The 9,699-nt window shown below is 71.3% G+C and carries 8 protein-coding genes and 3 pseudogenes; 4 read left to right on the forward strand and 7 right to left on the reverse strand.

The features are described 5' to 3' along the window. The 7 genes and pseudogenes from AC08OU_RS18345 to hemL all read right to left on the reverse strand — a co-directional run. Nucleotides 1-242, reverse strand: a pseudogene (locus AC08OU_RS18345) (c-type cytochrome biogenesis protein CcsB); the annotation flags it as partial. Further along, entirely contained in the window at nucleotides 242-2,347 is a 2,106-nt protein-coding gene (gene resB, locus AC08OU_RS18350; protein WP_476601381.1) for a cytochrome c biogenesis protein ResB, read from the reverse strand. The pseudogene AC08OU_RS18345 and the gene resB, both read right to left, overlap by 1 nt. Continuing rightward, entirely contained in the window at nucleotides 2,344-3,315 is a 972-nt protein-coding gene (locus AC08OU_RS18355; RefSeq protein WP_476601382.1) for a cytochrome c biogenesis CcdA family protein, read from the reverse strand. Before AC08OU_RS18355 ends, resB begins: the two co-directional genes overlap by 4 nt. A gap of 34 nt (nucleotides 3,316-3,349) precedes the next feature. Continuing rightward, nucleotides 3,350-3,979 carry a TlpA family protein disulfide reductase gene (locus AC08OU_RS18360; RefSeq protein WP_476601383.1) on the reverse strand — a complete coding sequence of 210 codons (630 nt, stop codon included), beginning with the start codon at nucleotides 3,977-3,979 and terminating at the stop codon, nucleotides 3,350-3,352. 233 nt (nucleotides 3,980-4,212) lie between these two features. Then, nucleotides 4,213-5,091 carry a putative RNA methyltransferase gene (locus AC08OU_RS18365; protein WP_476601384.1) on the reverse strand — a complete coding sequence of 293 codons (879 nt, stop codon included), beginning with the start codon at nucleotides 5,089-5,091 and terminating at the stop codon, nucleotides 4,213-4,215. 89 nt (nucleotides 5,092-5,180) lie between these two features. Beyond that, nucleotides 5,181-5,828, reverse strand: coding sequence for a histidine phosphatase family protein (locus tag AC08OU_RS18370; RefSeq protein WP_462202628.1), 648 nt, complete (start codon nucleotides 5,826-5,828; stop codon nucleotides 5,181-5,183). Then, a complete protein-coding gene (hemL, locus tag AC08OU_RS18375; protein WP_476601385.1) occupies nucleotides 5,825-7,183 on the reverse strand; it encodes a glutamate-1-semialdehyde 2,1-aminomutase in 1,359 nt (452 codons plus the stop codon). Before hemL ends, AC08OU_RS18370 begins: the two co-directional genes overlap by 4 nt. 372 nt (nucleotides 7,184-7,555) lie before the next feature. Between hemL and AC08OU_RS18380 the strand changes: the two are divergent. From AC08OU_RS18380 to AC08OU_RS18395, 4 genes and pseudogenes are all read left to right on the forward strand, one after another. Further along, a pseudogene (locus tag AC08OU_RS18380) lies at nucleotides 7,556-7,783 on the forward strand (Scr1 family TA system antitoxin-like transcriptional regulator); the annotation flags it as partial. A gap of 52 nt (nucleotides 7,784-7,835) precedes the next feature. After that, nucleotides 7,836-7,991: pseudogene (locus AC08OU_RS18385) on the forward strand (SAM-dependent methyltransferase); the annotation flags it as partial. Between the two features lie 257 nt (nucleotides 7,992-8,248). Continuing rightward, complete coding sequence (locus AC08OU_RS18390; protein ID WP_476601386.1) at nucleotides 8,249-8,968, forward strand: DUF433 domain-containing protein; 720 nt, start codon at nucleotides 8,249-8,251, stop codon at nucleotides 8,966-8,968. Beyond that, entirely contained in the window at nucleotides 8,943-9,404 is a 462-nt protein-coding gene (locus AC08OU_RS18395; protein ID WP_462188447.1) for a PIN-like domain-containing protein, read from the forward strand. The genes AC08OU_RS18390 and AC08OU_RS18395 overlap by 26 nt, the downstream gene beginning before the upstream one ends. Nucleotides 9,405-9,699: the final 295 nt, after the last annotated feature.

Here is a 9,699-nt window from a genome sequence, read left to right on the forward strand (position 1 = left end):
GGGCCGGCGGGATCGGCGGCGGCGGCGCCGATCCCGCCGGCCGCCGCTCCGATCAGCGCCGCCGGCCGCCCGGCCCCCTGCCGTGCCGGGACGGCCGCCGCCTCCTGAACCGCATCGTGGCGCAGGCCGAGCCGGCTGAACGCGAACTCGGCCGCATAGCCGAGCATCGCCGTGGCGTACACCGCCTCGCCGCTGCCAAACAGATGATCGGAAAGGCTGGCTACGCCCTCGTTGACCGCCATCAGTGCTCCCGCTCGCTGGCGCTCGACACGGCATCGCCGGCTGCGGTGCCACCCGGTTCGGTGCTACTCGGTTCAGTGCTGCCCGGTTCGGTACTGGCGGGTTCGGTACTGGCGGGTTCGGCGCCGCTCGATTCCGAGGCGGTCGGCACGGACCGGTCGGTGCCGGCAAGCCCGGTGGCCTCGCGGACCAGGGTCGTGAGCTGGGCCAACTCGACGGCGAACCCGTCGGCGTCGGAGCGGGACAGCCCGCCGATCTCCACCGTGCACCCACCGGCGGCCGCCGGCCGGGCCCGCACCCAAACCCGGCGGCGGCGCACCCGGAGACTCGCGATCAGCCCGACGATGATGAGGACCGCGAAGAGCAACGCCTCGCCCTTGAACGGGTCGGACTTGACCTGGAAGGTGGCGAACTCGGCCACGCTGTCGGCCTCGAGGCTCATCCCGCCGGGCAGCCCGGTAAGGGTGCGCTGCCGCGGGTTGTCGAGGGCCAGGACCTGCGCGGTGCGCTCGCTGCCCGCCGGGCCCGTCATCGTGATCTGGCGCATGTCGCGGGTGTCGACCGTGTAGACGTTCTGTGGAATGCCCTCGTTGAGATGGAGGTTGCCGACGAACCCCGTGATCGTCAGACCGGGCGCGCGGGCCGCGGGGAACACGGAGACGTATCCCTGGGTCGGGTCGAGGCGGGTGGTCGGCGTGAACACGCCGCTGAAGGCCAGCTGCTGGGGCTCCTTGCGGACGCCCAGCGCGGGCAGTCCGGTGTCGGGGATCTTGACGGTGCAGGTTGAGGTGAACATGCCGTCCCGCGGGGTACACGGCACGTTCGACTCCCAGACGACCTTGCGCGCGGCGTCGCGAAGCACAAAGTGCGGGGCGAATCCATGCCCGATGAGGTAAATCTTGGCATTGCCGATCACCAGCGGATGGTTGACGCGGATGGTCGCCTTGCGGGTCGGGGCGTTCAGCGCGGCGGCATACGTGACGTCGGCGCGGAAGTCGGACGGCTGGCCGCTCGGCTGGAACGTGGCGTTGAACCGGTCCAGCGTGAGCGAGAACGGGCGCAGCTTCGCGGTGTCGACGCGCTGACCAGCGTTGAACTGGTCATAGGAGATGATCGTATTCGCGAATCCACTCCCGGAGACGACGAGCACGGTCCCGGAGTATCCGTACCAGGAACCGAAGCCCACCGCGGCGAGCAGCCCCACCAGGGCAATGTGGAAGACGAGGTTACCGGTCTCGCGCAGGTACCCCTTCTCCGCGGCGACGGAGTGGTCGACGGTCCCCTTCGCGTCGCGGGCCTCGCCAGCCGTGGCCGTGACCCGGAAGCGCCGTCGGCGCAGCGCCTGCCGGGCGGCCGCCATCGCGTCGCCGGGCTCCATCGGACTCGTCCAGGCGCTGCCGCCGGGCAGCCGGCCGGGCCGGGCCGGGGCCTTCGACGGCGCGGTGAACAGCGCCCTGGCATGCCAGCGGATCCGGGACGACAGGCAGCCGATCAGGGAGATGAACAGCAGCAGGTAGATCGCCGCGAACCAGGACGCGGCGAAGACGTCGAACCCGGAGAACCAGTCGAGCAGCGGACCGAGGGTGGGGTGGTCGGCGAGGTACTGCTCCACCCGCATCGGGTTGATGGCGCGTTGCGGCAGCAGCGATCCGGGCACGGCGGCCAGGGCCAGCAGGAACAGCAGCAGCAACGCGGTGCGCATGCTGGTGAGCTGGCGCCAGGACCGGACGGCGAGGGCAAGGGCCGGATGCCGGGTGAACCGGCCACCGGCGCCGGGGGCGCGCCCCGGTCCGTCGGTCGGCGCGCCGGGGTCGCCGGGGTCGCTGGGCGACGGACCGGCCGCGCTGTCCGGCGGGTCGAACGCCTCGGGGGCGGCGACGCGGGCGTCGGCATGCCCCTCGGGCAGGCGGCGCGAGCTGGCCGCCACGCCGGAGTCGAATCCCGCGGACTCGAGGCCGGACTTCTCGAGGCCGGACTTCTCGAGGCCGGACTCGGCCTCGACGGTGTCGCCGGGTTCGACGTCGACGGACCCGGCGGCGAGTGGCGCGGGATCGGCGGCTCCGGACGCAGGCGCGAGCCGGGCGTTCGAACGGGTTGAGGAGGTCACAGCGGCGTCTCCGAGAAGCCGGGGGCGTAGGGCCGTAGGTTCGCAACCAGGTCGGCCCATTCCCCCGTGAGTTGAAGCACGCCGACCGTGACGAGCAGCATGCCGCCGAGCAGGGTCAGGATGCGGGTATGCCGTCGCAGCACCCGCAGGGCGCCGACGGCACGTCGGAAAGCCAGTCCGACGGCGAGGAACGGCAGCCCGAGCCCGAGGCAGTACACCGCGGAGAGGAACGCTCCCCGCTGCGCCGTCGCGCTCGTCACCGCCAGACCCAGGACGGCCGACAACGTCGGGCCGAGGCAAGGTGTCCAGCCGATCCCGAAGAGCACCCCCAGCACGGGCGCGCCGAGCAGGCCGGGCGCCGGCAACCGGTGGATGCGCCATTCCCTGTTCGCCCAGGACAGCCGGGAGAACACGCCGGCGAACGCGAGTCCCATCACGATAGTGACAACCCCGAGAACCTGGCTGACGCCAACCTGATGGCGGGTGAGCCACTGCCCGAGCCCGCCGAAGGCCGCGCCGTAGGACACGAAGACCGCGGTGAAGCCGAGCACGAACAGACCCGTGCCCGCGGCGACCCGCCCACCCGCGCGCAGCCGGTACAGCCGCGGCCCGGGCGACCCGGTCCCCTCGTCGTCCCGGGCGAGGTCACCAGAGATCGCCCCGCCACCGGAGACCGCCGCCCCGCCGGCCACCACAGCCCCGCCGGCCACCGCCATGCCCGGCACCGCCGACACCGCTACGGACACCTCCGGCACCGCCGGTGCCCGGCCCGGCGGCCCCCCCGGGGTGGCGGCAGCTCGCCTCGAACGATCCTGAAGCTCCGCCCCGGACAGGCCAGTGACGAAGCTGAGATAGCCCGGCACCAGCGGAAGGACGCAGGGGGAGAGAAAGGAGAGCAGTCCCGCGGCGGCGGCGACCGGCGCGGCGAGCAGGACCGGCCCGTCGGTGATGAGCCCGACCACGCTCACCGCGGGTTCTCCGCCCCGGGCGAACGGCGCCCGCTCACGCCTCGGCCCGCAGACGGCTCAGCACGGGCTTCAGGTCGTCGGGCAGCACACCACCGGTGAACCGGGCCGCGATCCGCCCGTTCTGGTCAAGCACGAACGTCGACGGGAGGCCGGGAGCGACCGGCCAGCCCGCGGCGAGGGTGCCCAGCTTGTCGACGATGCTCGGGTAGGACTTGCCGTAGTCCCGCGCGAAGGCCTTCGCGCCGGAGACGGTGTCCTTCTCGTTGACACCGAGGAACGCCACCGTGGGGTTGTCCTTGGACAGCTGGACCAGGCCTGGCGTCTCCGCGCGGCAGGGAGCGCACCACGAGGCCCAGAAATTGATCACAACGATCTTCCCTCGGTAGGACGCGAGGTCGAGGGAGGTCCCGTCGAGGGTCTTACCGGACAGGGGGGGTGCGGGATGCCGGTTTCCGGGAGCGGCGAAGTCCTGCCCGGCCGCCTGCTGGACGAAGCCGTAGCCCCCGCCACCGGTGGCATCGACCGAGTTCGCCCCGGGGGAGCAGGCGGCCAGCAGCCCGGCCGCCACGAGCGCCACGGCGGCCGGGGCGACGCGTCCCGCCCGGCGGACACGGCGGGCCGACCGGGCCCGGCGCATCCGCCGCATCGGGGCAATGCCTGTCACCAGCGTGCCCGAACTGTCATCCGACGCGGACCGCCATCCCTTCTCCGCCACGCGAACCAGTATGTGCCCTGCCCCTTCCCACCCGGGAACCTGTCTACGACCAACTGTAGAACTCAACTCAGGGTAGGTGGCGGGGCCGCGAGACGCGCATGGGCTTCTCGACAAAGGACACCTGTGGGCTCCATGCCAGGCGGGCACCGTTCTGTCGCCGGGCAGGCACCGTTCCGCCGACGTCACCGGCCGCCGGCCACCGGCGGGACCGGGAGCGGACGGTAACCGCGGATCTGAAAACGGGCCGTAACGGGGGCACTCCCGGGGAAGGCGGTTTCGGCCCGCCGGCGCAGCTGGTCGGGCGCACGATGATGGCCGGTCGGGCCCATCAGAGCCAGGTCGACGATCTGGTCGGTGTTCAGCGTGAGCGGAACGTCGACGCGCTCGACGATGATCGGCTCGAACCGTCCGGTGGTTCGTTCGTCGAGCCGGTCGCTCTTGCCCGCCTGTATCCCGACGAGTCCGAGCGGGCCGTGCAGCTCGGCGAGATGGCCCGGTCCGGGGGTGACGACGATGAGCAGCCCGTCGTGGCGCAGCACCCGGTGCATCTGGGCCAAGTTGCGCGGCGCGAAGACGTCGAGGAGCACGGCGACGGCGTGGTCGGCCACCGGCCAGGGGGCGGCGACGTCGAAGGAGACCGCGCCGATCCGGGGATGGGCACGCGCCGCGCGACGCAGGGCGTACTTCGAGACGTCGACGGCGATGCCGACCGCGTCCGGCCGCGCACCGACCACGCCGGCCAGATGGTGCCCGGTCCCGGCACCGATGTCGAGGATCACCCGACCGGGCGACCCGGATAGCCCGGATGACCCCCCGGGGACGGGATGCGCGATCTGGGCCAGTCGGGCGGTGAGCGGCCCGTAGTGGCCACCACCGAGGAAGGACTCCCGCGCGGCGACCATGACGGCGGTGTCGCCGACGACCCGCCGAGTCCGGCCGGTGCGCAGGTTGGCATAGCCGCTGCGGCCGACGTCGAAGTCGTGCCCGGCGGGACAGCGCAGGGATCTGTCCGCCCGGTGCAGCGCGTCGCCGCACACGGGGCAGCGCAGGAACGGCAGCACGGCCCGCAGGGACGCGAGGGCGGGCGGGACAGCGACGACGGGCGGGACAGCGACGGCCGGCGCCGGTGACTCGGGACCGGTGGAGTTCGTCAGGCGCCGACCGATCCAGGCGTGTTCGCGGTCAGCCCGTTCGGCTCCGCATACTGGACGCCGACGAGCTCGGACTCCCGGTAGACGGCCGTGGTGACGCTCGCCAGCCCACACTGCCGCCGGTCGGGACGGTGCCAGAGGGGCACCCCCTCCAGGGCACGCCGAGCCGTCCAGACCGGAAGCTGATGGCTGACGAGCACGACATGCCGACCGGGGTGGGCATCGCGCCATTCCGCGACGGCCACGAGCATCCGCGCGGCGATCTCGTCGTACGGTTCGCCCCAGGATGGGCGGAACGGATTGAGCAGCAGGCGCCACAGGGCGGGGTAGCGGACCACCGCCGGGCCGGCCTCGAACGTTCTGCCCTCGAAGGCGTTGCGGCTTTCGATCAGCCGCGGGTCGGCCTGGACGGCGAGTGCGTGCGCCGTGGCGATGGGCGCGGCGGTCTGCTGAGCACGATCCAGCGGACTCGCGACCACGGCCGCGACGTCCAGCTCCGCAAGGAACTCCGCGGTGACTTTCGCCTGCTGCTGGCCCTTGTCGGACAACCGGAACCCCGGCAGCCGGCCGTAGAGGATCTTCTCCGGGTTGAAGACCTCGCCGTGGCGGACCAGATGCACCCGGGTCAACGGAGCCGGCTCCGTCATGCCCGCCCCTCGGGAGAGGCGGAGACGGTCACCGGTTCGGGTACCGCCGCGGCGGCACGTGCGGCCGCCGGTGCCGCCGCGGCGATCCGCTCCACCGTCTCGTCGTCATGCGCGGCCGAGACGAACCACGCCTCGAACGCCGACGGCGGCAGGTAGATCCCGGCGTCGAGCATGCTGTGGAAGAACGCCGCGTACCGGGCGGTGTTCTGCGCCTGGGCACCGGCGTAGTCGACCACGGTGGCGGCGTCGGTGAAGAAGAAGCTGAACAGCGATCCGGCGCTGCTCGGCAGGTGGGCCACGCCCTCCTCGGTCAACGCGGTCGAGACGATCCCGGCCACGTCGGCGGCGCGGGTGTCGACAGTGGCGTAGACCTCGTCGGTGCAGGCCCGCAGAGTGGCGAGTCCGGCGGCAACGGCGATCGGGTTACCCGACAACGTGCCCGCCTGGTACACCGGGCCGGCGGGTACGAGCCTGGCCATCACGTCCGCCCGCCCGCCGAAGGCCGCCGCGGGCAGCCCGCCGCCCATCACCTTGCCGAAGGTGAACAGGTCCGGCGACCAGTCCTCGATCGCCCCCTCATTGCCCCACCAGCCGGCGCGTGAGATGCGGAACCCGGTCATCACCTCGTCGAGGATGAGCAGCGCGCCGTGGATGTCGCACAGCCGGCGCAACCCGGCGTTGAAGCCGGGCAGCGGCGGGACGACCCCCATGTTGGCGGCGGCGGCCTCCGTGATGACCGCCGCGATCGTCTCACCGCGCTCGGCGAAGACCGCCTCGACCAGCGCGAGATCGTTGTAGGGCAGGACGATGGTGTCCGCGGTGGCGGCGCCGGTGACTCCCGGGGTGTCCGGCAACCCGAGGGTCGCCACTCCGGAACCGGCGGAGGCGAGCAGCGCGTCGACGTGCCCGTGGTAGCAGCCGGCGAACTTGATGATGCTCGACCGGCCGGTGAAACCCCGGGCCAGCCGCACGGCGCTCATCGTCGCCTCGGTGCCGGAGTTGACCAGGCGTACCTTCTCGACCGGGCCGACCCGGTCGACGATCAGCTCCGCGAGCTCCACCTCCCCCGGCGTGGGGGTGCCGAAGCTGGTGCCGGCCGAGACGGCGCGCGACACCGCCTCGACGACGGCCGGATGGGCATGGCCGAGGATCATCGGCCCCCACGAGCACACCAGGTCGACGTAGGTACGCCCGTCCGCATCGGTCAGATAGGGGCCGTTGCCCGCCACCATGAAGCGCGGCGTGCCGCCGACGGCACGGAAGGCTCGGACCGGAGAATTGACCCCACCGGGAACAACACGCTCGGCGCGCCGGAACAGCTCCTCGGATGCCGGCGCGGCAGACGGAACCACCATGCCCACGATCCTCGCAGGTCGGCCCCGCCTCCCGCGCTCCACGTGTCCGGTAGCACGCCGCGTCCCCCTCCGCGGTCCGTGGTCCGTTGTTGACCGACCCGCCACCATCACTGGAAGCCACCGCTGGAAGCCGCCGGTGGACGGGGGTCTGCCCCGGCCGCCCACCGACGGCGGCTCGTGCGCCCGGTCCTCCCCCGGACACCTGCGGCCGTCGGTCGGCCGCTGTCCCTCCCAGGCCCCGACCCCTCCCAGGCCCCGGCGTTCGGCGATCCACCGCCGGTCGGCCCGATCTCGATGAGCGAGGACTACAGCAAGGGCTACAAGGAAGACGACGACGTTGCCCTGGTGGTTGCCCTGGTGCTGCTTGCCCTGATGGTGCCCGCTGCGCCGCCCACACGACCCACTCCAGCCAATGATCATTTCGACTGCTCCGAGCTCACCGAGCCGGCGGTCGTCGAACGGAAGAACCCCATCTTGACCACCGATCCGCCACCGCAGCTCTGGGCGATCCTTGACGAAGCCGCAGTGCGCCGCATGGTCGGCGGACCCGAGGTGGCGCGCGCCCAACTCGCCCACCTGATCGACGTGTCCCGCCGTCCCGGGATCACGACCCAGGTGCTCCCGTTCCGCTCGGGGGCACACGCGGGCCTGAGTGGCCCGCCTACTGGCGGCGGAACACGGCATCCGACAGTTCCTGGGCATCGAAACGGGACTGCCACCCCCGAATCTGCATGAGGTCGCCCAAGGGGTCGCACCCGAGTCACGGATTCTCTATGTCGACAACGACCCAGTCGTATTCGCAGAGGCTCCAGGCTTCTGACCAGCGTCTTTGGGCAATCGGACCGGTCCCTGGTCCGCACCCGAGTTGCACATGCCGCACGGCTCGGACGCCGTACACCGACCACCGCACCGCCGGACCGTCACCGACCCGATCCAGCTCCAGAGAAACTGCGGTAGCACGGCTCGCCGTGGCCTCCTCCCCGGCGTCGTCGAGCCAGCAAGGGGCTATGATCATGGTGTTGCGCGGCAGGACCTTCGGATCCAGCAGGCTTGAGAGGAGGCGCGATGATTCAGGATCGCGGCCGTTTCGACCTGCCCCTGTACAGCGTCGCCGAGGCGGGCCGGCACCTGGGCGTGCCGACGTCGACCTTCGCGACCTGGGCCTACGGCTACACCAGGCACGCACCGGGCCGCGCCCGGGTCCATGGTGAGCCGATCGTCACCGTGCTGCCCCGTCAGCGCCATGGCACGGCCGTCGTGCCGTTCATCGGGCTTGCCGAGGGGATGATCCTGGCAGCCATCCGAGCCGCTGGAGTGCCGCTACAGCGGATCCGCCCCGCGTTGGCCCTCCTGTCCGAGCAGTTGGGGATCGAGCACGTCCTAGCCTCACGCGCCCTGTACACCGACGGTGCCGAGGTTCTCTACGACTTCGCCGAGAGGCAGGGCGACACGCCCGAAGCACGTGGAGCCCGGGAACTAGTCGTGGTGCGCAACGGGCAGCGGGTGTTCGGGGAGATCGTCGAGTCCTACCTCCGGCTGGTGGAGTTCGCCTCGGACGGCTACCCCCGGCTCATCCGGCTACCGCGGTACGAGCCCGGCTCCGTCATCGTCGATCCCCACCGTGGCTTCGGCCAGCCGATCTTCACTCACGGCGGCGCCCGCGTCGAAGACGCCCTGGGCCGCTTCCACGCCGGCGAAGCACTCGCCGAGGTGGCGGAGGAATTCGGCGTGCCTCTCTCTGATCTTGAAGGCGCCGTCCGTGTCGCAAGCAAAATCGCCGCCTGATGACTCGACAGATCGCCACCCTGCCGGGCTTCCGCACGTCTTCATCGACCGCAGCCTCGGCCGCATCGCCGTCCCCCGGTTACTCCGAGACGCCGGGCTACGGCTGATCACGCTCGCCGAGCACTACGGCATCCCACAGGACGAGGACATCGCGGACGTCACCTGGATCGAGGACACGGCCCGCCTCGGCTGGGTCGTGTTCATGAAGGACGCGCGTATCCGCTACCGCCCCGCCGAACAGGAAGCCGTCCTGACACATCACGCGCGATGCTTCTACATAACCCGGCAGGACCTACCGGGTGCTGCGATGGCACAGTGGCTGCTCTCGAACCTGCCCGCGATCACGACCGCCTGCACCGAAGCAGGCCCTTTCATCTACGCCGTCCACGCCACGGAGATCCGCAAAATGGACATCAGCTCACCCCAGCCCCGGTAGTGCCTCCTCACCCACCATCGACCGGAGTCGCACCATCCGTGATTCAGGTAGACGCCGGTTAGCCGCGTCTTCCGTCGCTTGATATGTACAACCAAGGGGTGGTACCGATCGTCCTTGGGCAGGCCTTGGGCTTCTCACCAGCATCTTTAGGCAGCCTGCCGGTCCCTGGTCCGCACCCGTGTTGCACACGATGCACGGCTCGGACGTAGTACGCCGGCCACCGCACCGCCAGACCCTCGTTCACGACGCCGTCTCCGAAACAGCCCCGAAGAAGCCGAAGGCGGTCTAGGGCCTG

It is taken from the genome of Frankia sp. CcMO1 (genome assembly GCF_977945845.1).